Origin of the sequence: Comamonas flocculans, assembly GCF_007954405.1 — a bacterium.
Classification (GTDB): domain Bacteria; phylum Pseudomonadota; class Gammaproteobacteria; order Burkholderiales; family Burkholderiaceae_C; genus Comamonas_C; species Comamonas_C flocculans.
In genome coordinates this window covers 1,674,142-1,698,892 of record NZ_CP042344.1, presented here as the reverse complement: position 1 = coordinate 1,698,892, position 24,751 = coordinate 1,674,142, and the positions used below count along the sequence as shown (strand labels likewise).

Genomic DNA, 24,751 nt, shown 5'->3' with positions numbered 1-24,751 from the left:
TACGGATTTCATGATTTCATCAATTTCCGGTCGCTCAGCACCTCAACTTATCGAGATTTGAACACCCATGCCCGCCACCCTGCCGTCGGATGCCGACCTGCGCCGCCAGGTGCGCTTCTCGTCGGCCGACGGTCGCATCTGGCTTGCCGGCCAGCGCATGGTGTTGATGCATGCGGCCTCGCTCGGCACGCTGCGCCGCGAGATGGTGCAGGCCCTGGGCATGGCGGGCACGCGCCGGCTGCTGTTGCGCGCGGGCTACGCCTCGGGCGAGCGCGACGCGGCGCTGGCACGGCGTTTGCGTGCCAGCGAGGACATTTTCTCGATGTTTGCCGTGGGGCCGCAATTGCACATGCTCGAAGGCGCCGTCCAGGTCACGCCCGAACTGCTGCAGCTCGATGTCGGCGAAGGGCGCTTTCACGGCATCTTCCGCTGGGACCATTCCTGGGAGGTGGAGTCGCACCTGCGCGATTTCGGGCCGCAGAAAGACCCGGTGTGCTGGATGCTGCTGGGCTATGCCTCGGGCTATACCAGCGCCTTCATGGGGCGCCCCGTGCTCTACAAGGAAGTGGCCTGCGTGGGCAGCGGCCATGCGCACTGCCGCATCGAGGGCTGGCCGGTGGCCGATTGGCCCGACGGCGAGGGCGAGCTGCTGGCGCGCGACTACGACAGCGACGCCCTGCCGCCGAGCGAAGGCACGCCCGCCGTCGCCGCCTGGTTCAGCCGCATGCCGGCCGACGACGCGCCCGAAACCCCGGTGGACGCGCTGGGCCCGATGATCGGGCGCTCGCCGGGCTTCACCGCCGCCACCACGCTGCTGCGCAAGGCCGCGGACACCCAGGTCACCGTGCTGCTGACGGGGGAGACGGGCACCGGCAAGGAGCGTTTTGCCCGCGCCCTGCACGCCCTGGGCCCGCGCGCGGCCAAGCCCTTCGTGGCGGTGAACTGCGCGGCGCTGCCCGGCGATCTGGTTGAATCCGAACTCTTCGGCACCGAAAAGGGCGCCTACACCGGCGCCGACGCGGCGCGCGCCGGGCGCTTCGAGCGCGCGCACGGCGGCACGCTGTTCCTGGATGAGCTCGGCGAGCTGCCGCTGCCGGCGCAGGCCAAGCTCTTGCGCGTGCTGCAGGACGGGCAGGTGGAGCGCCTGGGCTCCTCGCAGCCGCGCCAGGTGGACGTGCGCCTGGTCGCCGCCACCCATGTGGACCTGCTGGAAGCGGTGCGCGCCGGGCGCTTTCGCGAAGACCTGTACTACCGCATCAACGTCTATCCCATCCGCATCCCGCCGCTGCGCGAGCGCAGGCAGGACATCGAGGCCTTTGCCCAGCACCTGCTGCAGCGCTTTGCCAGCCAGCACGACAAGCATGTGAACGGCTTCACCGACGAGGCCCTGCTGGCGCTGCGCGAATACGCCTGGCCGGGCAATGTGCGCGAGATGGAAAACCTGATCGAGCGCGGCGTGATCCTGGCCGACGTGGGCCAGCCGCTGCAGGCACAGCACCTGTTTGCCCAGCACGCCCGGCTCACCGACAGCGCCGGCGCGCATACGCTGGAGGCCTCGGGACGGCTGCGCTCGGCCCAGGCCAAACCGGCGGGCGGCGCGCTGCTGGAGCAGGTGCTGGGCCAGGGCCTGGGCCTGCAGCAGATGGAGCGCGGCCTGATCGAGGAAGCGGTGACGCGCAGCAAGGGCAACCTGGCGGCGGCGGCGCGGCTGCTGGGCCTCACGCGCGCGCAACTGAGTTACCGCCTGAGCAAGATCCGAGAAAGCTGAGCGCCATGGCCAAACGCAGCATCACCCCCCACAGCCTTGGCGCCAACGGCCAGAACGGCGGCGCGCGCACGCTGATAGAGCGCGCCTACGAACAACTGCGCGCCGACATCATCGAAGGACGCCTGGCGCCCGGCGAGAAGCTGCGCGTGGAGCACCTCAAGGACCATTACGAGGTCAGCGCCGGCACGCTGCGCGAGGCCATCACCCGGCTGGTGAGCGACGCGCTCGTCGTCGCCGAGGGCCAGCGCGGCTTTCGCGTCGCGCCGATCGCGCTGGAAGAGCTGGAAGACATCACCCGGCTGCGCGTGCAGATCGAGACCGAGGCGCTGCGCCAGTCCATCCAGGCGGGCGACAGCGCCTGGCGCGAGGCGGTGCAGGCCGCCTACGCCGCGCTGTCGCACGCCGAGCCCATCGTGCCCGCGCGCCGGCGCGAATGGGAGCTGCTCAACCTGCGCTTTCACGAGGCACTGCTCTCGGGCCACGCCTCGCCCTGGACGCTGCGCGTGCTGCGCCTGCTCTCGCGCCACAGCGAGCGCTACCGCAGCGTGGGCATGCACCTGCCCGGCAGCCAGCGCGAGGTGCATGCCGAGCACACCGAGATCTACGAATACGCAATGGCCGGCCAGGACGCGCGCGCCGCGCTGGCGCTGGAAGCGCACATCCGCGCCACGCCCGACGCGCTGATCCGCGCGCTGCGCGAGGGCCGCATCACCCTGCCCAGCGCCGACGCCCACCAGGTCGGCGAGGCGCTGCTGGCCTGATTCCGATTCCAGATGATCGACCGGGCACGCGAAGGCGAAGCGCAGACAGGGCTGCTGCCGCACGGCAAGCGAAGCCGACAAAGCGATCGGCTGATCTGGAATTCGAAGGCTGCCTACTGCCCCGCCTGCCGGGTACGCGCCTGCTCGTACAGCGGCTGCACCTTGGGCAGGTTCTTCTGCAGGCTGGCGATGCGCTCGGGCCCCGCCGGGTGGGTGGAAAGAAAACCCGCGCCGCCCGCACCGCTCACCTCGCCCATCTTGCGCCACAGGCTCAGCGCGGCCTGCGGGTCGTAGCCCGCGCGCGCGGCCAGCTCCAGGCCGACCAGGTCGGCCTCGCGCTCGTCGGAGCGGCTGAACTTGAGCGTGAGCAGCTGCCCGCCCAGGTGCGCCGCCATGCGCCCCAGGTCGCCCAGCCCGAGCAGCTGGGCGCCGAGGTTGATGCCGATGTTCGTCGCCTGCGTCTTGGCCAGGCGTTCGCGCGCATGCTCGCGCAGCGCATGCGCCATCTCGTGGCCCATCACCATCGCGATCTCGTCCTCGCTGAGCCGCAGGCGGTCGAGGATGCCGGCATGGAAGACGATCTTGCCGCCCGGCATGCAAAAGGCGTTGACCTCGCGGCTGCGAATCAGGTTGACCTCCCAGCGCCAGGCGCGGGAGCGCTCATTCCATTGCAGGGCGAAAGGGATCAGCTTGCGCGCCACCGCGTGCAACTGCAGCAGCTGCGGATCCTGCATGCGCGCCAGCACCCCTTGGCGGCGCGCCTGCGCCAGCAGCTCGGCGTATTGCTCGGCGGCGGCCCGCTCCAGCGTCTGCGCCGGCACCAGCCGCGCCATGGACGAGGCCGAACCCACGTCCACCTGCGCGAGCGCCGAGCCCGCCCCCAGGCCGCCCAGGCCCAGCACGAATGCGCGCCGTCCCACCATCTGCCGTCTTCCTGCTTTCGTTTCTTGTCTCTTGCCCTGAAACTTCATCGTGCCGCGCCGGCCCTGAGCTCGGCGCGCACCACCATCAACAGCCCAGCGACCACGCCGGCCAGCCCCAGCCAGGCAGCAAGCGGCTGAAATTCGCCGACCACCAGCACCGCCAGCACGAAGGCCGTCACCGGCTCGGCCAGGGCCAGCGTCACGCCGGTGGCGCCCGAAATATGGCGCAGCCCGCTGGAAAACAGCAGATAGGCCAGGCCCGTGCTCACCAGCCCGAGGAACAGCACCACGCCCCAGCTGCCGCCGAGCGCGGGCAGCGGCCCGCTCAGCCACCACGCGGCCGGCACCGACAGCAGCCCGGCGACGCCGAACACGCCGAGGTTGGTCCAGGCCGCGCCCAGATGCAGCACCAGGCCCTTGTTCAGCAGGGTGTAGCTGGCATAGGACAGGCCCGCCGTCAGGCACAGCGCCACGCCCGCGGGCGTGAGCTGCAGCTGCTCGCCCTGCGCCAGAGTCATCAGCGCGCCGCTGGCCACGCTCACCAGGGTGCCCAGCCACCACAGCGGCGGCGGCAGGCGCCGTTGCACCAGGGTTTGGATCAGCCCCGCCCAGATCGGCGCGCTGCCCACGGCAATCGCCGTGCCCAGCGCCACGCCGCTGGCGCGCACCCCGGCGAAAAAACTGAGGTTGTAGGCCGCGATGCACACCGCCGCCAGCAGCAGCCGCGTCCACGGCCAGGGCCCGCGCTGCACCGGCGAGCGCAGCGCCAGCAGCACGAAGAAGCCTGCCGCCAGCGCCACGCGCAGCGCCCCCACCCAATAGGACGACAGCCCCGAGGGCGCGAGCGCCTGCGCCGTGCCGGTGCTGCCCCAGAGCATGGCGGCAAACAGCACCAGCAGAACGCCGCGCGAGGAGGTGGGGGCTGTCGTCATGAAACAGGGGAATGGGGCACACGCCTGGGGCAAGGGGCGAAATATCCCATAAATCGAGAGCGCACCAGGAGTCGCCAGGACTTGCTGATGCAGCCTGAAATGCTAGCTCTCCCATAGCTTTCAGCGCTTGCCCCACAAGCGCTGGAGCCCAATTTCATCCAGATTGAGCCAGAGAATCCCGATCGCGCGACCCGGCCCCTGCATTGCGCGGCCGCTGGCCCAGCTCCGTGCAAGGTCAGCGCGGCGCCGATGGCCAACGGGATGCGGGGCAGTTGCTCGGCCCGCCCCGGGCGGCGAACAGGTGCCGCGCCCCTCGCGGGGCACCTGTTCGCGCAAGCGCCTCAGCTCTTGCGCAGCTCTTGCGGCCTGGTGAAAGCCAGCGCGCGCTGCGGGTTGTTCTTGAGGATGTCGTCGATGACGCCCGCGCTGACCCTGCCTTCCAGCAAAGGCACGACCTTTTCCAGGATGTAGGCGTAGCCACCGCCCTGGTTCATGTACAACTGGTCCTGAATGCAGATGTCATGGGACAGCAGAATGCGCTTGGCGTACTTGTCCCCCCTGGCCGCCAGTTCAACGACCCAGTCGGCGACCTGCTCCGGCCTGGAGCCGCCCATGGCAGAGCCAGGCGCCTGCCCGAGGAAGTCGCGCTCGACGTACACGCCGCGGTCTATCAACCTGACGATCGCATCCATGTCGAAACTGGCGCTGCCGCCGACGTGCGACATGGTCACGTGGTTCAGATCGACGCCTTCTTTCTCCAGGATGTCGAGCACCTCGTGCGCAGCCCGCTCGGTCACGAAGGTGTGCAGGTTGATCGGCGCCCCGGTCAGGCGCGAAGCGCGCGCGGCGGCGGTCACGCTCTTGACCTCGTTGTCGATCAGCGTGTCGGGCGTGGAGAAATCGCCAAGGCCGATCTCTCCGATGACGCCGGAGCGGATCTCCGTCCCCTGCGCGCCGACCGTCACATCGTCGACGATGATTTGCGTCAATTCCTCGACCGTCACCTTGTCCATGTCGGCCGGGTGAAATGGCCGCATATAGACGCCCGCGCCCATGATGACATTCAGGCCGGATTCGTCCGATATTTTCTTCAGCGCGTTCGGATCGCGAGACAGGCCGAAATTCGTCACGTCGACAATCGTGCCACCGCCGAAATCCTTGAAACGCTCAATTTCCTCCAATGCGTCGGGATAATAGGTCAGGCCGCCCGGGTTTCTGTCCGGCGTCAAGACGTTGATATCCGTCGGCTCCGGCACGATATGGTCGAGCGGCGCGAAGTTGATGAAAATATGCTCATGCGGCAAGGTAATGCCCAGTTTGGCCGGCTCCATGGGTCCATTCACGGTCAGCACTTTCCCGCTGATATCCGGCAGGGCATTGCCATCGGACCCGCCGCCGCAGGCAACCAGGGCCGCGCCGACGACCAGCGGCAACCACAGTGTTCTCATTCTCATGCTATCTCCTTGATCATGGATTGAAATGGATGGATACGGTGCGCCGTCCGTCCCGGGAAATTTCGTGAGGCATTTGCCCTATTTCCCACAGCGGACAAAAGAAGTACCGGCTGCACCATTGCACAAGCTCTTGCCATCGATGTCGGGCCCAGCCCGTCGGGCTGCAACATTGCTCTTTTTGCCGATAACCGCCGCGACCGGCTGCAAAAAGCACCGCCCCTCCCCGAACTGCCCCGACTCCGACATGCGAGGTGCATGCAGACCGCCCTGGGGCAATGCATGTGCCCGACAACATGCAGGGAAATCGTCAGAACCAGGCAAGGCCTTCGCCGCAGGCGGCGCCAATCGCCTGGTCTTCCATCCGGCGGAGCCGGTGACAGGCCTTTCGAGACCGACCCCGCAAAAAACGGCCCCCGGGGCGCAAAACGTGCCGCCACGCAAAGAACCACATCCATGGGCCGGGCGCAGCCCGTTCACAGCCCCTCCGCGCCTGGCCAGCGCCTGCCGATAATGGACGGCCCCGCCCGCGCCGGTTCACGCCCATGTCCAGTCCCCCTCCCGCTTCAGCCTCCACGCCCGCATCGGGCGGGCGCCGCTCCTGGCTTGCCGCCTGGCGCGTCTATCTGGAGCCCGCCAGCCTGCGCATGCTCACGCTGGGTTTTGCCGCCGGGCTGCCGCTGCTGCTGGTGCTGGGCACGCTGTCGTTTCGACTGCGCGAGGCGGGCATCGACCGCACCACCATCGGCTACCTCTCCTGGGTGGGCCTTGCCTATGCCTTCAAGTGGGCCTGGTCGCCGCTGGTGGACCGGCTGGCGCTGCCCGGGCTCACGCGCCTGCTCGGGCGCCGGCGCAGCTGGCTGCTGCTGGCGCAGGGCGTGGTGGTCGCGGGCCTCGTGGGCATGGCACTGGTCGATCCGCGCGAGGCGCTCGGACCCATGGTGTGGTTTGCGCTGCTGGTGGCGTTTGGCTCGGCCACCCAGGACATCGCGCTGGACGCGTTTCGCATCGAATCGGCCGACACCGACCGCCAGGCGGCGCTGGCGGCCACCTACCAGACGGGCTACCGGCTCGCGATGATCTGGGCCGGCGCTGGCGTGTTGTGGATTGCGGCGCGCGCCGAGGTCGCGGACGCGGGCGGCTACCAGCTCGCCGCCTGGCGCGCCGCCTACCTGGTCATGGCCGCGTCGATGCTGGTCGGCACGCTCACCGTGCTGCTCTCGCCCGAGCCCGCGCCGCGCCCGCTCGCGCCGGCGAAGAACCTGGGCGAATGGCTCAGGGGCGCCGTGCTCGCACCCTTTGCCGACTTCATCCAGCGCTACCGCTGGCAGGCGGCGCTGATCCTGGCGCTCATCGCCATCTACCGCATCAGCGACGTGGTGATGGGCATCATGGCCAACCCCTTCTACGTGGACATGGGCTACACCAAGGACGAGGTGGCGGCCGTCACCAAGGTCTTCGGCGTGGTGATGACGCTGGCCGGCGCCTTCATGGGCGGCGTGCTCTCGATGCGCCTGGGCGTGATGCGCGTGCTCATGCTCGGCGCGGTGCTCTCGGCCGCCAGCAACCTGCTGTTCGCCTGGCTGGCCACGCGCGGGCACGACCTCACCGGCCTGATCGGCGTGATCTCGGCCGACAACCTCGCGGGTGGCATTGCCTCGGCCGCCTTCATCGCCTACCTGTCGGGCCTGACCAACGTGCGCTATTCGGCCACGCAGTACGCGCTGTTCTCCTCGATGATGCTGCTGCTGCCCAAATGGCTGGCGGGCTTTTCGGGGCAGTTCGTCGATGCCCACGGCTATGGGCCGTTTTTCATCGGCACGGCGCTGCTGGGCTTGCCGGTGCTGGTGCTGGTGGCGCTGGCGGCACGCGCGCAGACCTGCGCTAGCCGATCCCCCTTACCAGCGGCTGACTACTAGGCAAATCCGCGGCAAAGGCCTACAGTACCCCGCCGCACACGCGGTCAAGGGGAGACACAGGACAAATGCAGGCCGGGCCCGCAGGGCGAGTCAGCCTTGGTGCTGGCATGCGGCGCGTGCTGCTCGGCAGCGACGCGCGGCTGCGCCGACCGCTGGCGCTCACGCTGCTGACCTGCGCCGTGATGGCGGCGAGCATCGTGTCCATGGAATGGGTGGCCGCCGCCGATCTGGCGCAGGCCCGGCCGGTGCACTGGTGGGCCTTGGCAAGCGGCCTGTGGGCGCTGGTCTGCTTTGCGCTGATCCGCAGCGGCCGCACGCGCCGCTGGCGCGACCCGGCCTTCACCGCGGTGCAGATCGGCGCCGCCTTCACGAGCAACGCCGCCGCCTACGTGATCGCGGGGCAGGCGCGCGGCATCGTGCTGCCGCTGCTCGCTCTGGTGATGGTGTTTGGCGTGTTCAACCTCAGCGAGCGCCAGATCAAGGCGCTGCTCGCCTACAGCCTGACGCTGTATGCGGTGGCCGGCGCGGTGATCCAGTGGGGCACGCAGGACGCCCCGGCCCCGGCGCTGGCCACGGTCTACATGCTGGCCGTCATCGTGGTGCTGACCAGCAGCACGGTGCTGGCGCTGCGCATCCGCGCCATGCGCCAGCTGCTCAAGCGCCAGAAGCAGGAGCTGGCCAGCGCCGTGCGCCACATCCACGCGCTGGCCACGCGCGACGAACTCACCGGCCTGCCCAATCGCCGCTACATGCAGGAGGCGTTGCGCGTGGCCTGCCTGAGCGCCCAGCGCAGCCGGCGCCCCTTGCTGCTTGCGCAGCTGGACCTGGACCATTTCAAGCAGATCAACGACACCCACGGGCATGCGGTCGGCGATCAGGTGCTCAAGGCCTTTGCCGCCGCGGCGCAAAAAAGCCTGCGCGCAAGCGACGTGCTGGCGCGCTGGGGTGGGGAAGAATTCGTGCTGATGCTCGTGGATACCACGCCCGAGCAAGGCCGGCGCCTGCTCGAGCGCCTGCGTGCGGCGGTGGCGGACGCGGCGCTCACCCTGGAGGGCGGCGTCCGCGTCGCGGTGACGGTCTCGATCGGTGTGGCGCTGCTGGGCGGCGACGAGGCGTGCGGCGCCTTGCTCAAGCGCAGCGACGATGCGCTCTACCGCGCCAAGCGCCTCGGGCGCGACCGCATCGCCTGCGCGGAGCCGGCGCCTCCAGTCTGCGCCGCCGCAGACGCGGCAGCCTGCGCCTGATCGGGCTGCAAGGCGGCACTGGCACCACCCTCGCGCACCAGCCGAAAGCCCACCAGCACATAGCGCGTCTGCGGCGTGTTCCAGTTGCGAAACGCCACGCGCGCATACAGCGGCCAGGTGTGCCAGGAGCCGCCGCGGCGCACGCGCACCTGGCCTTCGCCCGGGCCCTGGGGGTCGTCGAGGGGCGAGCGCGCGTAATAGTCCTCGCCATACCAGTCCGCGCACCACTCCCAGGCGTTGCCGATCATGTCGTACAGGCCCCAGGCATTGGGCGCCAAGCTGGCCACCGGCGCGGTGAAGACAAAGCCGTCTTCACCCGGCGCGGCCTCGTCCCGCCACTGCGGCCAGAGCTGCGCGGTTTCGCGCGCGAAGGTGTTGGCGCTGGCCAGCAGCGCGTCCAGCTCGTCGCCCGCCGGGTAGCGCGTGCGCGTGCCGGCACGCGCGGCGTACTCCCATTCGGCCTCGGTGGGCAGGCGATAGGCCACGCCTTCCTGCTTGCTCAGCCAGCGGGCCATGGCAAGCGCGTCGTTGTAGCTCACGTTCACCACCGGGTGCGCGTCGGTCTGCGCAAAGCCCGGGTTCTGCCAGGAATAGCGCGGATCACGCCCCTCGAAGGCGTCATGGCGCGGGCTGCGCGCGGCGTCGTAGGCCGGGTTGTAGCCATAGCCGCCCGTGCCATCGCGCACCGATTCGGGCACGTAGCCCGAGCGCTGCACGAAGCGGCGAAACTGCCCCACGGTGACCTCGGTCTTGCCCATCCAGAAGGTGCGCGTGATGCGCACGCGGTGCACCGGCGCTTCGTCGGCCAGGCCGCGCAGGCGGCGCATCTCGGCATGCGGATAGACCCGGGCCAGCTGCCCCGGGTCTTCATCGCTGCCCATGAGGAACTCCCCTGCGGCAATGGCGACGAAGCGCAGTCCGAGGCTGTCGACCAGGCCCGTGCCCGGCGTCGGTGGCGCGGCGCAGCCCGGCAGGGCCGCCGCAAGCAGCGCCATGCCCAGCCTCACGGCAAATTGCACAAATCGGCCTGCAGCGCTTGTCCGGCAAGCGCCTCCAGCTATCAATCCAGAAGTCATCTTTTACTCCGGCTTTACACTGGCTTCAACACCGCGAGAAGGCAGGCACGCAGGATAAGGCCATGAGCGCACAGCTGTTGATGATCGAAGACGACCACCGCCTCGCGCAGATGGTGGTGCAGTACCTGCAGCAATCGGCGCTGCAGGTCGAGCACGTGGACAACGCCGCGGCAGGCCTCGCCCGGGTGGAGACCCCGGGCGCACAGACCCTGCCCGACCTGGTGATCCTGGATCTGATGCTGCCCGACATGGACGGACTGGAGGTCTGCCGGCGCCTGCGTGCGCTGCCGGGCAACACCGGCAAGGTACCGATCCTCATGCTGACGGCCAAGGGCGATCCCATGGACCGGGTGATCGGCCTGGAAGTGGGCGCGGACGACTACCTGCCCAAGCCGTTTGAGCCGCGCGAGCTGCTGGCGCGCATCCGCGCCATCCTGCGCCGGCGGGGCGGCGGCGCGCAGCAGGAGGCCAACGTGATGCGTTTCGGCAGCCTGGAGATCGACCGTGACGCCCGCACCGTGAGCGTGGCCGGCGCACCGGCCGAGCTCACCTCCTACCAGTTCGACCTGCTGGTGACGCTGGCCGAACGGGCCGGGCGCGTGCTCACGCGCGACCAGATCATGGAGGCCGTGCGCGGGCGCGAGCTGGAGGCGTTCGACCGCTCCATCGACGTGCACATGGGCCGCATCCGCGCCGCGATCGAGGCCGACGTGAAGAACCCCAAGCGCATCCTCACCGTGCGCGGCGTGGGCTATGTCTTTGCCAAGCACCAGGACTGAGCATGCTTGAGCCGCGTCAACCGGGCGTTCAGCCAGCCAAGGCCCGCTCGCGCTCCATGTCCTCTCCACACCCGAGCCGCGAGGCCTGAAGCCGGGGCGCCTTCCGCCATGCTTGGACCCTTTTCCCGCCGTCTCTATCTGCGCATCTGGCTGGCCACCGTAGGCGGCGTGCTGGTGTTCGCGCTGGTCGTGGGCTGGGCCTGGCGCGTCGCTGCCGAGCACAACGCGCAGACCTTCAACGCGCCGGCCCCGCGCGAGCTGAAACTGAGCGACGCCCAGGGGAAGACCCTGGTGCAAGGCATGGCCACGCGCGAGCCCGGGCCCTGGGAGGCCGGCGTGAGCTACCAGATCGAAGCCGCCGACGGCACGCTCTATACCTTGCAGATGGCCCCGCGCGTGCGCCCTGCGGGGGGGCGCGGCAGCCACCGCAATGGCCCCTTCTGGCTGGCCCCGCCCTATGGTTTTCTCTGGATACTCGCGCTCGTTGGCCTGGCGGTCACGCTGGGCGTTTTCCCCATCATCCGCAGGCTGCTGCAGCGCCTGGAGCGCCTGCAGCGCAGCGTGCAGCGCTTTGGCGAAGGCAAGCTGTCGGTGCGCGTGCCCGAGCAGGGGCACGACGAGGTGGCGCAGCTGTCGCGCCAGTTCAATGCCGCGGCGGCGCGCATCCAGGCGCTGGTGCAGTCGCACAAGTCGCTGCTGGCCAATGCCTCGCACGAGCTGCGCTCGCCGCTGGCGCGCATCCGCATGGGCATGGGCTTGCTGGAGAACGGGCAGCCCTCACCCGATGCGCTCGCCGAGATGCAGCGCAACATCGCCGAGCTCGATCAGCTGATCGACGAGATCCTGCTGGCCAGCCGCCTGGACGCCGGCGCCGACAACGTCGGCACGGTGGAGATGGTGGACCTCGTGGGTCTGGCGGCCGAAGAGTGCGCGCGCGTGGACGCCGAGCTGCAGCTGGACGAAGGCGCCGCCATCCCCGAGCTGCCCGGCATCGTGCGGCTGCTGCGCCGCGCGGTGCGCAACCTGCTGGAAAACGCGCGCCGCTACAGCGAAGGGCCGGTGCAGCTCAGCCTCAGCCGTGGGCCCGGCGTGGTGCGGGTGCGCGTGAGCGACCACGGCCCCGGCGTGCCCCCGGCGCAGCGCGAGCGCATCTTCGAGCCCTTTTACCGCCTGCCCGGCGCCAGCGAGCGCAGCGGCGGTGTGGGCCTGGGCCTGGCGCTGGTGCACTCCATCGCCCAGCGCCACGGCGGCAGCGTGCGCTGCGAGGCCCGCCCCGACGGGGCGCGGGGCGCAAGCTTCGTGCTGCAGCTGCCCCTCTCCACACCCTGAAGCCACTGCCCGCAACGCGGGTACCGCCAGAGCGCAGATGGGCAAGTCCTACCATGGCCGCCCACAGGAGGCTCCATGAAGTTGCTACGCTGGTGCGCCGTGCTGGCGCTGCTGGGCGCACTCGCCCTGGCGGCGGCGCTGGGCCTGGCGCCCAGGCCCACCGATGCCGAGCCGCTGCACTTGCGCGGCGCGATGCAGCAAATGCAGACGGACACCGAAGCCGTGGCGGCCGGCATCCAGCGGCAGGACTGGCCGGCGGTGGCCCGCCATGCCGGGCGCCTGGCCCACCACGCAGAGCCGCCGCCCGCCGAGAAACTGCGCATACTGGGCTGGCTGTTCACCGACGCGCCCGCCTTTCGCAACCACGACCTGCAGGTGAAAGCCGCGGCCGGCCGACTGCAGGCCGCCGCGCAAGAGCACGATGGCGCGGCCGCCGCGAGCAGCTACGACAAGATGCAGCAAAGCTGCGACGGCTGCCACATCGGTTTCCGTGCGAAGTTCCTGGCGCACTTCTACGGCCCGTGAAGCCCGGCCTGGCGGTTTTTTCTCTCCCCTTTCGGGGTCAGGCTTGGGCGAGAGGCTGCGTGACGACGACGGCGGGCCCGCGCGCGCCCGTGGCGCTCACACCAAGCCTTTCCCTGAGGGAGACGGCGCAAGCTTCGCGAAATCCTGCAGCGATCGCCCTTGCGCGGCCAGCAAGGCCTCGACGGCCGCGGTGAGCGGCGCCAGGCGTTCGCGCACCGCCTCGTGCACGGTATCGACCATCACGGCGGTGGTGCGCTCCACCTCGACGTTCAGCACGTCGCCCTCGCGCTTGTGCTCGAACACCGTGGCGCGGCGCGTTTCGGGGATCAGCCAGACTTCGAACCAGCCCGCCTCACGGTCGCATTCGGCCACCGTGAGGCTGGCGCCATTGACCGCGATGTAGCCCTTGGCAAACACATAGCGCATGTGGCTGGCCGGCATGGCGATGCGCCAGACCAGGTTGTTCTCCAGCGCGCGCACCTGCGCCAGGCGCGCGCTGCAGTCGACATGGCCCGACAGCGGGTGTCCGCCGATCTCCGCCCCCTCGCGCGCGGCGCGCTCCACGTTCACCTGCTGGCCCACGCCGTAGCCGCCCAGCGTGGTGACCGCAAGGCTTTGCTGCATCACGTCAAAGCGCGCCCGAGTGGGCGATTCGATCCGTGTCACGGTAAGGCACACGCCGTCCACCGCCACGCTCGCGCCCAGCGTCAGGCCCTCGCAGAAACCGTCGGGAAAATCGATGCTCAGGCTGCGCAGACCGCCGAGGTCTTCAATGGTGGCGATGCGCGCCACCGCCTGGACTATGCCTGTGAACATGGCACCATGCAGAAAAAAGCCAAGGCCCACGATTGTGCCAGCGCCCCCGCCCGCACCGCCACCAGGAGACAACGCCATGCAAGAACACGAACTCGCGCGCCCCGACGGCGAACGCCTGCATGTGGCCGACTGGCCACTGCCCGAGGGCCAGCGGCGCGCCAGCGTGCTGCTGGTGCACGGCCTGGGCGAACACAGCGGGCGCTACGCCGCGCTGGCGCGCCAGCTGCGGGGCTGGGGCTGCGCGGTGCGCGGCTACGACCACTACGGCCACGGACGCTCCAGCGGCGTGCGCGGCGCGCTGCCGCAGCCCGACCGCCTGCTGGACGACCTGGCCGTCATGGTGGACGCCACGCGCGCGGCCATGCCGGCGGGCGAACCCCTCATCCTGCTGGGGCACAGCATGGGCGCGCTGGTGGCCGCCAGCTTCGCGGCGCGCGGACTGCGCCCGCTCGATGCCTGCGTGCTGTCCGCGCCGGCACTGGCGGTGTCGGCCAGTCCGCTGCTGCGCCTGCTGGTGCCGCTGCTGGTGCGGCTGGTGCCGGACCTGCGCATGGGCAACGGCCTGAACCCCGCGGATCTGTCGCACGACCCGGCGGTGGTGGCGGCCTACGTGAACGACCCGCTGTGCCACGATCGCATCAGCGTGCGCCTGGGCCACTTCATCACCGGCAGCGGCGCCGGTGCGCTGGCGGCCGCCCCCCGCTGGCCCGTGCCCACGCTGTTGATGTGGGGCAGCGGCGACCGCATGATCGACCCTGCGGGCTGCCGCCAGCTCGCGCAGCAGGCGCCCGCCGCCGTGCTGCAGGCGCGCGAGTTCGACGGGCTGTACCACGAGATCTTCAATGAACTGGACCGCGGCCCGGTATATGCCGAGCTGCAGCGCTGGCTGGACGAATTCTTGAAGAAAAGAGGCTCCAGCCCAATCCAGGCAAGCGCCAGCAGCTAGCGTTTCAATAGTCTGCCAATTGCGCCGCAGCAGCAAGGGCGGCGGTCTCGCTGCGCAGCACGCGCACGCCCAGGTGGGCCGGGACAAAACCGAGGGCGAGCGCGGCGCCCTCCTCCTGCGGCGTGAGGCCGCCTTCGGGCCCCAGCAGCAGCGACACCACCGGCGCCGGGCCGGCCGCCTCGCGCACCGGGCGCCCGCCCGGCTGCGGCGAGAGCAGCACCCGCCGCCCCGCTGGCCCGCTCCGCAGCGCGGCCTCCAGCGGCAACGGCGCCGCCATCCGGGGCAGGCGGTTGCGCCCGCACTGCTCGCAGGCCGCCGCGGCAATCGCCTGCCAGCGCGCCAGGCGCTTGGCCGCGCGCTCGCCTTCCAGGCGCAGCACGCTGCGCTGGGTGATCACGGGCTGGATGCCGGCGACGCCGAGCTCGGTGGCCTTTTCCACCAGCCAGTCCATGCGCTCGTTGGCCGGCATGCCGACGATCAGGTGCAGCGCGCGCGCCGCCTCGCGCTCGACGGCCGCGTGCGCCTCCACGTCCACCGTCACCTCGCTGCGGCCCATGCGCGTGACCCGCGCGGCCCATTCGCCGCCATGCCCATCAAACAGGGTCAGCGCGTTGCCCGGCTGCAGGCGCAGTACCTGCAGATGGCGCGCGGCCTCCCCGCCCAGGCGCCGCTCGCCCGGCGCGAGGGCCTCAGCGCAAAAGACCCGGGGCATATCCAGATAGATAGCTGCTTGCGCTTGCCCAGCAAGGGTTTGAGGCCGATTTCATTCAAATCCTGCCGAAAGCATAAGCTTGCAGTGCCTGGGTGCCTTCGATCTGGTCGATGAGGCGCAGCAGCGGGGCAAACTCACGGTAGCGCGCGCAGGTGGCGCGGATGTAGCCGATGAAGCGCGGCGCATCCGCCAGGTACCGGGGCTTGCCGTCGCGCAGCGTGATGCGCGCGAAGATGCCGGCCACTTTGAGGTGGCGCTGCAGCGCCATCCAGTCCACCGCGCGGTAGAACTCGCCAAAGTCCGCGCCCCAGCCGCTGCTGCTCGCCGCACCCAGCAGGCCGGCCTTCCTCGCCTTCTCCCAGTAGCGCACCGTGAGGTCGATGACGAAGTCTTCCTCCCAGCTGATGAAGGCGTCGCGCATCAGGCTGGCGATGTCGTAGGTGACGGGGCCGAAGACCGCATCCTGAAAATCCAGCACGCCCAGGCGTTCGCCGGTTTCGCCGCCGGGCCGCCCCAGGGCGACACGCGCGCCCCCGGGGGGCAGCGAACCACGCGCAGCGGCGAGCGCGGGGGCCGCATCCGCGACGATGAGGTTGCGCATCATGTAGTCGCGGTGCACGAAGACGCGCGGCACGGCGAGGTTCTGCGCCACGATGGCGTCAAACGCCCTGGCCAGCACCGCCTGCTGCTTCTCGTCCAGCGCCACGGCGCGGTGGCGCGTCACGTACCAGTCGGGGAAGAGCTGCAGCTCGCGGCGCAGCAGCGCCTCGTCGTAGGGCGGCAGCACGCCCTCGCGGCTGGCCTTTTGCCAGTCGACCAGGATGTCGATGGCCTGCAGGTACCAGGCGTGCGCTTCTTGGGGGCGTTCTTCATCGAGCCGGCTGATCGCCGTCTGCGCGCCCAGGTCGCTGAGCAGCATGAAGCCATGCGCCTGGTCCCAGGCGAGGATCTGCGGCACGCGCAGGCCGGCCTGCTGCATCAACGCCTGCACCGCGGCAAAGGCGTGGCAGTCTTCCTTGTCGGGCGGCGCGTCCATGATGACGAGCGAGGTGCCGTGCGCGTCGTCGATGCGCAGGTAACGGCGAAAGCTCGCGTCGCTGCTGGCCAGACGCAGACTGGGCGCCTGCAGGCCGTGAGCGGCCATGAGCGGCGCCAGCCAGGCATCGAAGGCCTGCTTGCGCGCGCGATCGGTCCATTCGGGCACTGGGGAGGCGGCGGGTGCTGGCATGGCGCTCATGGATAATGGCCGATTGTATGGGTCAGGCACGGCGCCACATGGGCGCGCAGCAGCCTCTCTGGCCCGCCTCTGCGCTGGATTCTTGCCCTCGTGCCGTCGCACCCGCCCGCCCGCCTTCGCCGTCTGTGCCATCTGGCCGCCTGCGCCCTGCTGCTCTGCGGCCAGGGCGTGCTCGCGCAGAGCGGCGCGCTCAAGAGCACGCCGATGCTGCAGGAACAGGCCCCTGGCCCGGCGGACACCCTGCCCACCTTCGTGCGCGGCCAGCATGTCCAGGGGCAGACCGACGTGCGCGTGGGCATCGAAGGCGACGCCGAGCTGCGCCGCGGCGACACCGTCATCCACGCCGACCGCATGGACTACGACATACCCGAAGACCGCGCGCGCGCCAGCGGCCATGTGCGCATCAACCGCGGCGGCAACCGCTACGACGGCACGCTGCTGGATCTGAAGGTCAACGCCTTCAGCGGCTTTTTCACCGACATCGACTACGCGCTGCTGGAAAACGGCGGCCACGGCAGCGCCGCGCGCATGGATTTCATCGACCGCGAGCGCTCGGTGGCCCACGAGGGCAGCTACACCACCTGCCAGAAGGACGACGAGGAAAGCTGGCAGCCGGACTGGGTATTACGCGCGCGCACGCTGCGCATCGACAAGGTCGAGGACACGGGCACGGCCATGAACGCGGTGCTCGAATTCAAGGGCGTGCCGATACTGGCCACGCCCTGGATCAGCTTTCCGCTGTCGAGCAAGCGCAAGACCGGGCTGCTGCCGCCCACGCTGGCGCTGGACAGCACCAGCGGCTTCGTCTACGCCCAGCCCTGGTACTGGAACATCGCGCCCAACCGCGACGCCACCTTCACGCCCACGCTGATGACGCGCCGCGGGCTGGGGCTGGAGACGCAGTTTCGCTACCTCGAGCCGCGCTACGGCGGCGAGCTCGGGCTGAACTTCATGCCCGACGACAAGCTGCGCCAGCGCAGCCGCTGGCTCGCCAGCGTCAAGCACACCGCGCGGATCGGCTCGCCCTGGGGCGACCTGGGCCTGTCGCTGAACGCCCGGCGCGCGAGCGACAACGACTACTGGCGCGATTTTCCGCAGCGCGGCTCCAGCAGCTACAACCCGCTGGACGTGACGGCCGAGCGCCTGCTGCCCGCGGACGCGAACCTGAACTGGTCGGGCGGCGCCCACACGCTGAGCCTGCGCACGCTCAAGTGGCAGACGCTGCAGGACGCGAGCGCGCCCATCACCCCGCCCTACGACCTGCTGCCCCAGCTGCACTGGAGCTATGCGCCCAGCGCGCTGCGCTCGGGGCTGGACCTGCGCCTGGACGCGGACCACACCAACTTCCACGGGGACCGCAGCTTCTACAACCAGCCCAACGCCCGGCGCAGCTACTTCGTCGCCCAGCTCAGCCGCCCCTGGCTCACGCCGGCAAGCTTCGTCACCCCGCGCCTGCAGCTGCACGCCACGCGCTACGGCTTTGACGCGCCGCTGGGCAGCGGCCAGCGCAGCGTCACGCGCGTGCTGCCCACCTTCAGCCTGGACAGCGGCCTGGTCTTCGAGCGCGACGCGCGGTGGTTCGGGCGCGACTTCCTGCAGACGCTGGAGCCGCGCGCCTTCTACACCTACACGCCCTACCGCGACCAGAGCATGCTGCCGGTGTACGACAGCGCACAGACGGACTTCAACTTCGCCTCCATCTACACCGAGAATTCCTTCGGTGGCAACGACCGCATCGCCGACAACAACTTGCTGACCCTGGGCGTGACCACGCGCCTGCTCGACCCCGGCACCGGCGCCGAGGCGGTGCGCCTGGGCATCGCCCAGCGCCTGCGCTTTTCCGATCAGAAGGTGACCATGCCGGGCATGCCGCCGGTGAGCGAGCACCTGTCGGACGTGCTGCTGGGCGCGGGCATCCACTGGACGCCGCAATGGGGGCTGGACGCCGTCTTCCAGTACAACCCCAAGGAGCGCCGCTCAATGCGCGCCACCATCGCGGCGCGCTACACCCCGGCCAAGTACCACACGCTCAGCCTCGCCTACCGCAAGCAGGAAGTGACCGGGCCCTACACGGTGGCCTCGCGCCAGGTGGACCTGGGCTGGCAGTGGCCGATCGGCGAGCTGCTCTCGCTCGCGCGTGAAGACAACGCCCGGCGCTCGGGCGGGCGCTGGTACGGCGTGGGCCGCATCAACTACAGCCTGCCCGACCGGCGGGTGGTCGACGCCATCGTCGGCGCCGAATACCAGAGCTGCTGCTGGACCGGGCGTCTGGTGCTCGAACGCCTGCAGACGGGCCTGGCCAGCTCCAACACCCGCATCCTGCTGCAGCTGGAGCTCAAGGGCTTGTCGCGCCTGTCCTTCGGCAACAATCCGCTCGCCAGCCTGCAACAGAACGTGCCGGGCTACCAGACGCTGGAGAGCGACACCCCCGCCCCCAGCCGTTTCACCCGCTACGATTGAGCGCTTGACACGGCACCTTACGATCCGCCATGACACCACGTGTACGCTTTCTCGCCCTGGGCTGCCTGATGACGCTGGCGCTTGCGGCCTTGCCGCCCGCCTGGGCCCAGGGCCGCACGGCGCCGCGCAAGCCGGCCGCGCCCGCGGCCTCTGCGCCGCCCCCCGCGGCCAAGCCGGCACCTGCAGCCGTCGGCACCGCAGCGGCCGCAGCGGCGGCGCCGGCCAATGCCTCCGCCGTGGCGCAGCCAGCCGACTACATCGTGGCCGTGGTCAATTCCGAACCCATCACCAACAACGAAGTGCGCGCGCGCACCGCCCGCGTGCTCGAGCAGCTGCAAACCCAGGGTCTGGCCACGCTGCCACCGCGCGAGCAGCTCATGCACGAGGTGCTCGAACGCCTGATCAGCGAACGCATTCAGGTGCAACTGGCGCGCGAGGCCGGCATCAAGGCGGACAGCTGGGCCGTGGACCAGGCCGAGCGCTCGGTGGCGCAGCAGAACGGCATCGGCATCGAGGGCCTGCACCGCCAGCTCGCGCAGGACGGCATCAGCGTCGCGCAGTTCCGCCAGGAGCTGCAGAACCAGCTGCTGATGCTGCGCATCCGCGAGCGCGACGTGGAGTCGCGCGTGAAGGTCAGCGACGCCGACATCGACCAGTTCATGCAGCAGCAGGGCGCGGCAGCCGCGAGCGCCCAGGCGCTGAACCTGGGCCACATCCTGATTGAAGTGCCGGAGAACGCCAGCCCCGCCGAAGTGCAGCAGCGGCGCGAGCGCGCGCAGGAAGTCGTCACCAAGCTGCAGGCCGGCGGCGACTTTGCCGCGCTGGCGCGCGAGTATTCGGACGCGCCCGAGGGGCGCAGCGGCGGCGAAACCGGCCTGCGCCCCATGGACCGCTACCCCGAACTCTTCCTGGAAGCGACGGCCAGGACAGCGGTCGGCGACTTCGTCGGCCCGGTGCGCTCGGCCGCGGGCTTTCACATCCTCAAGGTGCTCGAGCGCTCGCGCAGCGGCATGCCCACCATGGCGGTGCAGACGCACGCGCGCCACATCCTGCTCAACACTGGCCCCAAGCTGAGCGAGGCGCAGGCGGCCGCGCAGCTGGGCGAGCTGCGCCAGCGCATCGAGCGCGGGCAGGCGAGCTTTGAATCGCTGGCGCGCGAGTATTCGCAGGACGCGAGCGCGTCGGAAGGCGGCGACCTCGGCTGGTCCTTCCCGGGGCGCTTCGTGCCCGAATTCCAGCAGGCGCTCGACCAGCTGCAGCCCGGCGAGGTCAGCCAGCCGGTGGTGACGCGCTTTGGCGTGCACCTGATCGAGCTGGTGGATCGCCGCCAGGTACAGCTGACCCAGCGCCAGCAACGCGACATGGTGCGCGAGGCGGTGCGCGAGAAGAAGCTCGAAGAGGCCTACGCCAACTGGCTGCGCGAGGAGCGCGCCCGCGCCTACGTGGAGCTGCGCGAGCCGCCGCGGTGAAACACCTGCCGCGCAAGCGCTTCGGCCAGCACTTCCTGGCCGACCTTTCGGTCATCGACGCCATCGTGCGCGCGATAGCGCCGCAGCCCGGCCAGGCCATGGTGGAAATCGGCCCGGGCCTGGCGGCGCTGACCGAGCCACTGCTCGAGCGCCTGGGCGAGCTCACCGTGATAGAGCTCGACCGCGATCTGGCCGCGCGCCTGCGCCGCAACGCGCAGCTCACGGTGATCGAGGCGGACGTGCTGAAGGTGGATTTTTCACCGCTGGTGCCGCCCGGGCGCAAGCTGCGCGTAGTCGGCAACCTGCCCTACAACATCTCCACCCCGATTCTGTTTCACCTGCTGGAGTTTGCCGAACAGATCGAGGACCAGCATTTCATGCTGCAAAAAGAGGTGGTCGAGCGCATGGTCGCGCCGTGCGACAGCCACGACTATGGGCGCCTGGCGGTGATGCTGCAGTGGCGCTACGAGATGGAGGACCTGCTGCGGGTGCCGCCCGCCAGCTTCGAACCGCCCCCGAAGGTGGACAGCGCGGTGGTGCGCATGGTCGCGCTGCAGCGGCCCGCGCCGGTGGACGCGCGGCTGCTGTCCGCACTGGTGCAGGCGGCCTTCAGCCAGCGGCGCAAGCTGCTGCGCCACCCGCTGCAACCGTGGCTGGCGGCGCGCGGCTACGAGGGCGAGTTCGATTTGCAGCGGCGCGCGCAGGAGGTGCCGGTGCACGAATACGTGGCGCTGGCGCAGGCGCTGCAGGCGGTCGCCGGCCCGCACTGAGCTCTCAGGCCGCGTCCACCAGCCAATAGCTGCTGTTGAAGGGGCTGCTCATGCGCAGCGCCAGGGGGGAGACGTCGAGGAGCTTGTCGGTGGGCAGCTTCTCGCCCGTTTCCGCGTCGGTGCGCAGCTCTTGCACGGCCAGGGAGGCGAGCGCACCGGGCTGCTCGGCCTCGTCAGCCCGTTCCGCAGGGCCAAAGGTGGCGGAACGGGCTACAGAAAAGAATAGAAGCAGCGAAACGCGATGCGCCTCTCGCCCCAATATTCGGCAGCGTCGCGGAAGATGTCGAGCAGCTGCTCGCGCGCTTCCTTGTCGAACTTCACGGTGGCCGGAATCTGCTCGAGCACCACCACGAATCCCGGCTGCGGCCCCGCCTTGTGCAGCGGATCGGTCATGCAGTCGTAGAGCGCATCCAGGTTCTTGCCGAAGTGCGCCGGCAGCAGGAACTGCTCGCCCAGCAGATCCAGCACATCCTGCTTGGTCTGCGCATGGGCCAGGTTGGCATAGAGAAAGTGGTGGCCCAGGCGCGCGGCCGTCTCCTGCAGATCGTGCACGCGAAACGCACGGATCGACTGCACGATGTTGGGCCGCACGTTGCGCAGCAAGTTCTCATCGTCCTGACGAAGTGGCATGTCCATCTCCGCTGCTCTTTCTTTCAAAAGTCCAAAAAAGGGTTCGGCCTCGGTCACGATGGGTCTCAAGGCATGAATCGCTGGCATGGTGTGTTCCCGCAACATGGGCGCAGTACTACTGCGCGATCAATCGAAAACTGGCGTAGTGATCGCCGGTGTAGTAGCAGGCATCCGGAGTGCGCGGCGCGCCGCCGCAAACGATGCGCCGCGCGCCCCGACCACGGACTCCCGGGGTGCGCACGGTGTATTCGCGGTAATAACCTCGCCGGCGCGCGGGCAGCTGCCGCTCGTAATTGCCAAACACGGAACCATCCTTGTCATGGGGGAAAGGGCCACCCTGGTGGATGCGCACATAGGTGCTGCGCGCTGGCGCCGGCAGCTCGGCCAGGGCCACGCTTGCCGCTGCCGGGACCACGGGTGCGGGGTGACGGGCGCCGACGGACCCCCACAAGCAGAGGCTGCCCAGCAGCGCGGCCGCGACCCACTGGCGCCCACCGGTGGTGAATGCATTCGACATCGACGACGGCCCTCGACCAACCCGGGCGCCACCACGTGGCTAGGGTTTACCCGAAATCAAAACGTGCTAGTGTGACAAGTTCCTGCTCAAAAATCAAGCGATTGCACGGTTTTTAGGCAATAAGCCCAGGGTTTTCCCGGAGAAAGGGCCGACGATCCCTCACTGCGCGGCGTTGGCATCCGTCACGGTCAAGGCAACCATATTGACGATGCGCCGCACCGTGGCGCTGGGGGTGAGCACCTGTACCGGCGCCGCCGCGCCCAGCAGCATCGGGCCGATCGCGATGCCGCCACCGGCCGCCGTCTTGAGCAGGTTGTAGGCGATGTTGGCCGCATCGATGTTGGGCATCACCAGCAGGTTGCAGCTGCCGGTCATGGTGGTGTTGGGCATCAGCATCTGGCGCGCCTGCTCGTCCAGCGCCACGTCGCCATGCATCTCGCCCTCGACATCGAGCCACGGCGCCTGGGCCTGCAGCAGCTCCAGCGTGCGGCGCATCTTGACCGCGCTGGGCTGCTGGCTGGAGCCGAAGTTGGAGTGCGACAGCAACGCAGCCTTGGGCGTGATGCCGAAACGCAGGATCTCCTCGGCCGCCATGACGGTGATTTCAGCGAGCTGCTCGGCGCTGGGGTCGTAATTCACGTGGGTGTCCACGATGAATACCTCGCGCTCGGGCAGCAGCAGCGCGTTCATGCAGGCATAGGTGTTGACGCCGGTGCGCTTGCCTATCACCTGATCGATGTATTGCAGGTGGTGCGCGGTATTGCCCCAGGTGCCGCAGATCAGGCCGTCGACCTCGCCGGTGTGCAGCAGCATGGAGCCGATCAGGGTCAAACGCCGGCGCATCTCGATGCGCGCGATCGGCACCGTCACGCCCTTCCTCTCGGTCATGCGGTGGTAGGTCTGCCAGAAGCCGCGGTAGCGGTCGTCGTGCTCGACGTTGACCACGTCGTAGTCGCGCCCTTCCTGCAGACGCAGGCCGAATTTCTCGATGCGCTGGGCAATGATGGCCGGTCGCCCGATCAGCGTGGGCCGGGCGATGCGCTCGTCAAAGACGATCTGCGCAGCGCGCAGCACGCGCTCTTCCTCGCCTTCGGAGAAGGCCACGCGCTTGAGCTCGGCCTGGCGCGCGGCCATGAACACCGGCTTCATCATCGTGCCCGAGGCATAGACGAAGGTCTGCAGGTGGTCGCGGTAGGCCTCGATGTCGGCGATCGGGCGGCTGGCCACCCCGCTGTCCATCGCCGCCTGCGCCACCGCGGGCGCAATCTTCATCATCAGACGCGGATCGAAAGGCTTGGGGATCAGGTATTCGGGGCCGAAGGAGAGCTGCTCGCCCGCATAGGCCGCCGCCACCACTTCGCTCTGTTCGGCGCGCGCGAGCTCGGCAATGGCGCGCACCGCGGCGATCTCCATCTCGGTGGTGATCGTGGTCGCCCCGCTGTCCAACGCGCCGCGAAACACGTACGGAAAGCACAGGACGTTGTTGACCTGGTTGGGGTAGTCGCTGCGGCCGGTGGCGATGATGGCATCGCCGCGCACCGCCTTGACTTCCTCCGGCGTGATCTCGGGATTGGGATTGGCCAGCGCGAAGATGAGCGGGTTGGCCGCCATCTTGCGCACCATCTCCTGCTTGAGCACGCCGCCGGCCGACAAGCCGAGGAAGATGTCCGCGCCGTCGATGATCTCGGTCAGCTGGCGCGCCTCGGTCGGCTGCGCGAACTGCGCCTTGGCCTCATCCATCAGCTCGGTGCGGCCCTGGTAGACCACGCCGGCGATGTCGCTGACCCAGATGTTCTCGCGCGGCAGGCCGAGCTTGACCAGCAGGCCCAGGCAGGCCAGCGCCGCCGCGCCCGCGCCCGAGGCCACGAGCTTGACCGCGCCAATGTCCTTGCCCGCCACCTGCAGCGCATTGAGCACCGCGGCACCGACGACGATGGCCGTGCCATGCTGGTCGTCATGGAACACCGGAATGTTCATGCGCTCGCGCAGCTTGCGCTCCACGTAGAAGCAGTCCGGCGCCTTGATGTCTTCGAGGTTGATGCCGCCAAAGGTCGGCTCCAGCGCCGCGATGATTTCGACGAGCTTGTCCGGGTCCTTCTCGTTGATCTCGATGTCGAAGACGTCGATGCCCGAGAACTTCTTGAACAGCACCCCCTTGCCTTCCATCACCGGCTTGCCGGCCAGCGGTCCGATGTCGCCCAGGCCCAGCACCGCCGTGCCATTGGTCACCACGCCCACCAGGTTGCCGCGCGCGGTATAGCGAAACGCCGCGGTCGGGTCCTTGACGATCTCCTCACAGGGCGCGGCCACGCCGGGCGAATAGGCCAGCGCCAGGTCGTGGCGGCTGACCATCTGCTTGGTCGGGTGGATGGAAATCTTGCCGGGCTTGGGGTGTTCGTGGTATTCGAGCGCAGCGCGGCGCAGCACTTCGCGCTTGTCGGCGGCGGAGGTATCGGAAGCGGACATGTCTGGCATGGATGAAGCCCC

Annotated in this window: 22 protein-coding genes; 11 read left to right on the top strand and 11 right to left on the bottom strand. The window is 69.4% G+C overall.

Annotated features, from left to right (window positions below):
* Positions 1-67: 67 nt before the first annotated feature.
* Together FOZ74_RS08245 and FOZ74_RS08240 are read left to right on the top strand one after the other, a co-directional pair.
* Positions 68-1,768: a sigma-54-dependent Fis family transcriptional regulator gene (locus tag FOZ74_RS08245; protein WP_146912613.1), complete on the top strand. Its 1,701-nt coding sequence runs from the start codon at positions 68-70 to the stop codon at positions 1,766-1,768.
* 5 nt (positions 1,769-1,773) lie between these two features.
* Positions 1,774-2,529, top strand: a complete 756-nt coding sequence (locus FOZ74_RS08240; protein WP_146912612.1) for a GntR family transcriptional regulator — start codon at positions 1,774-1,776, stop codon at positions 2,527-2,529.
* Between the two features lie 113 nt (positions 2,530-2,642).
* On the opposite strand, the gene FOZ74_RS08235 is transcribed toward FOZ74_RS08240, so the two are convergent.
* The 3 genes from FOZ74_RS08235 to FOZ74_RS08225 form a co-directional block, all read right to left on the bottom strand.
* Positions 2,643-3,452 carry a M48 family metallopeptidase gene (locus tag FOZ74_RS08235; protein WP_255437516.1) on the bottom strand — a complete coding sequence of 270 codons (810 nt, stop codon included), beginning with the start codon at positions 3,450-3,452 and terminating at the stop codon, positions 2,643-2,645.
* Between the two features lie 44 nt (positions 3,453-3,496).
* Positions 3,497-4,384 (bottom strand): DMT family transporter, encoded by an 888-nt coding sequence (locus FOZ74_RS08230; protein ID WP_146912610.1) that lies wholly within the window; start codon positions 4,382-4,384, stop codon positions 3,497-3,499.
* A 341-nt stretch (positions 4,385-4,725) separates the two neighbouring features.
* A complete protein-coding gene (locus FOZ74_RS08225; protein WP_186764555.1) occupies positions 4,726-5,832 on the bottom strand; it encodes a phosphotriesterase family protein in 1,107 nt (368 codons plus the stop codon).
* Positions 5,833-6,380: 548 nt separating this feature from the next.
* Here FOZ74_RS08225 and FOZ74_RS08220 point away from each other — a divergent pair.
* Positions 6,381-7,754, top strand: a complete 1,374-nt coding sequence (locus tag FOZ74_RS08220; protein WP_146912608.1) for an AmpG family muropeptide MFS transporter — start codon at positions 6,381-6,383, stop codon at positions 7,752-7,754.
* A 107-nt stretch (positions 7,755-7,861) separates the two neighbouring features.
* The gene (locus tag FOZ74_RS08215) at positions 7,862-8,998 is read left to right on the top strand and encodes a GGDEF domain-containing protein (protein ID WP_255437512.1); all 1,137 of its coding nucleotides are present in this window, start codon (positions 7,862-7,864) and stop codon (positions 8,996-8,998) included.
* Here FOZ74_RS08215 and FOZ74_RS08210 read toward each other — a convergent pair.
* Entirely contained in the window at positions 8,905-9,993 is a 1,089-nt protein-coding gene (locus FOZ74_RS08210) for a formylglycine-generating enzyme family protein (protein WP_186764688.1), read from the bottom strand. The genes FOZ74_RS08215 and FOZ74_RS08210 overlap by 94 nt on opposite strands.
* Positions 9,994-10,136: 143 nt before the next feature.
* Between FOZ74_RS08210 and FOZ74_RS08205 the strand changes: the two genes are divergently transcribed.
* The 3 genes from FOZ74_RS08205 (at position 10,137) to FOZ74_RS08195 (ending at position 12,707) form a co-directional block, all read left to right on the top strand.
* On the top strand, positions 10,137-10,853 hold the full coding sequence (locus FOZ74_RS08205; protein ID WP_146912606.1) for a response regulator: 717 nt from the start codon (positions 10,137-10,139) through the stop codon (positions 10,851-10,853).
* A gap of 108 nt (positions 10,854-10,961) precedes the next feature.
* Positions 10,962-12,182, top strand: coding sequence for a HAMP domain-containing sensor histidine kinase (locus FOZ74_RS08200; protein ID WP_146912605.1), 1,221 nt, complete (start codon positions 10,962-10,964; stop codon positions 12,180-12,182).
* Positions 12,183-12,257: 75 nt separating this feature from the next.
* Positions 12,258-12,707 carry a cytochrome c gene (locus FOZ74_RS08195; RefSeq protein WP_146912604.1) on the top strand — a complete coding sequence of 150 codons (450 nt, stop codon included), beginning with the start codon at positions 12,258-12,260 and terminating at the stop codon, positions 12,705-12,707.
* 96 nt (positions 12,708-12,803) lie between these two features.
* Here the strand turns inward: FOZ74_RS08195 and FOZ74_RS08190 are convergent, their stop codons facing one another.
* Positions 12,804-13,523, bottom strand: a complete 720-nt coding sequence (locus FOZ74_RS08190) for a riboflavin synthase subunit alpha (protein WP_146912603.1) — start codon at positions 13,521-13,523, stop codon at positions 12,804-12,806.
* A 76-nt stretch (positions 13,524-13,599) separates the two neighbouring features.
* On the opposite strand from FOZ74_RS08190, the gene FOZ74_RS08185 reads away from it, so the two are divergent.
* Positions 13,600-14,469 (top strand): alpha/beta hydrolase, encoded by an 870-nt coding sequence (locus FOZ74_RS08185; protein WP_146912602.1) that lies wholly within the window; start codon positions 13,600-13,602, stop codon positions 14,467-14,469.
* 4 nt (positions 14,470-14,473) lie between these two features.
* Here FOZ74_RS08185 and FOZ74_RS08180 read toward each other — a convergent pair whose 3' ends face one another.
* Together FOZ74_RS08180 and FOZ74_RS08175 are read right to left on the bottom strand one after the other, a co-directional pair.
* Positions 14,474-15,181, bottom strand: a complete 708-nt coding sequence (locus FOZ74_RS08180; RefSeq protein WP_146912601.1) for a 16S rRNA (uracil(1498)-N(3))-methyltransferase — start codon at positions 15,179-15,181, stop codon at positions 14,474-14,476.
* Between the two features lie 55 nt (positions 15,182-15,236).
* A complete protein-coding gene (locus tag FOZ74_RS08175) occupies positions 15,237-16,409 on the bottom strand; it encodes an aminoglycoside phosphotransferase family protein (protein ID WP_146912600.1) in 1,173 nt (390 codons plus the stop codon).
* A gap of 99 nt (positions 16,410-16,508) precedes the next feature.
* On the opposite strand from FOZ74_RS08175, the gene FOZ74_RS08170 reads away from it, so the two are divergent.
* Genes FOZ74_RS08170 through rsmA form a run of 3 tightly spaced genes read left to right on the top strand, consistent with a single transcriptional unit; the run spans position 16,509 to position 21,117 of the window.
* The gene (locus FOZ74_RS08170) at positions 16,509-18,878 is read left to right on the top strand and encodes an LPS-assembly protein LptD (RefSeq protein ID WP_349291068.1); all 2,370 of its coding nucleotides are present in this window, start codon (positions 16,509-16,511) and stop codon (positions 18,876-18,878) included.
* 29 nt (positions 18,879-18,907) lie between these two features.
* Complete coding sequence (locus tag FOZ74_RS08165) at positions 18,908-20,347, top strand: peptidylprolyl isomerase (protein WP_146912598.1); 1,440 nt, start codon at positions 18,908-18,910, stop codon at positions 20,345-20,347.
* Positions 20,344-21,117 carry a 16S rRNA (adenine(1518)-N(6)/adenine(1519)-N(6))-dimethyltransferase RsmA gene (gene rsmA / locus FOZ74_RS08160; RefSeq protein ID WP_146912597.1) on the top strand — a complete coding sequence of 258 codons (774 nt, stop codon included), beginning with the start codon at positions 20,344-20,346 and terminating at the stop codon, positions 21,115-21,117. The genes FOZ74_RS08165 and rsmA overlap by 4 nt, the downstream gene beginning before the upstream one ends.
* Before the next feature lie 4 nt (positions 21,118-21,121).
* On the opposite strand, the gene FOZ74_RS16305 is transcribed toward rsmA, so the two are convergent.
* From FOZ74_RS16305 to FOZ74_RS08145, 4 genes are all read right to left on the bottom strand, one after another.
* Positions 21,122-21,253, bottom strand: a complete 132-nt coding sequence (locus FOZ74_RS16305; RefSeq protein WP_255437508.1) for a hypothetical protein — start codon at positions 21,251-21,253, stop codon at positions 21,122-21,124.
* A 74-nt stretch (positions 21,254-21,327) separates the two neighbouring features.
* Complete coding sequence (locus FOZ74_RS08155) at positions 21,328-21,753, bottom strand: barstar family protein (protein ID WP_146912596.1); 426 nt, start codon at positions 21,751-21,753, stop codon at positions 21,328-21,330.
* Positions 21,754-21,862: 109 nt separating this feature from the next.
* Positions 21,863-22,264, bottom strand: a complete 402-nt coding sequence (locus tag FOZ74_RS08150) for a guanyl-specific ribonuclease (RefSeq protein ID WP_146912595.1) — start codon at positions 22,262-22,264, stop codon at positions 21,863-21,865.
* A gap of 159 nt (positions 22,265-22,423) precedes the next feature.
* Positions 22,424-24,739, bottom strand: coding sequence for an NADP-dependent malic enzyme (locus FOZ74_RS08145; protein ID WP_146912594.1), 2,316 nt, complete (start codon positions 24,737-24,739; stop codon positions 22,424-22,426).
* Positions 24,740-24,751: the final 12 nt, after the last annotated feature.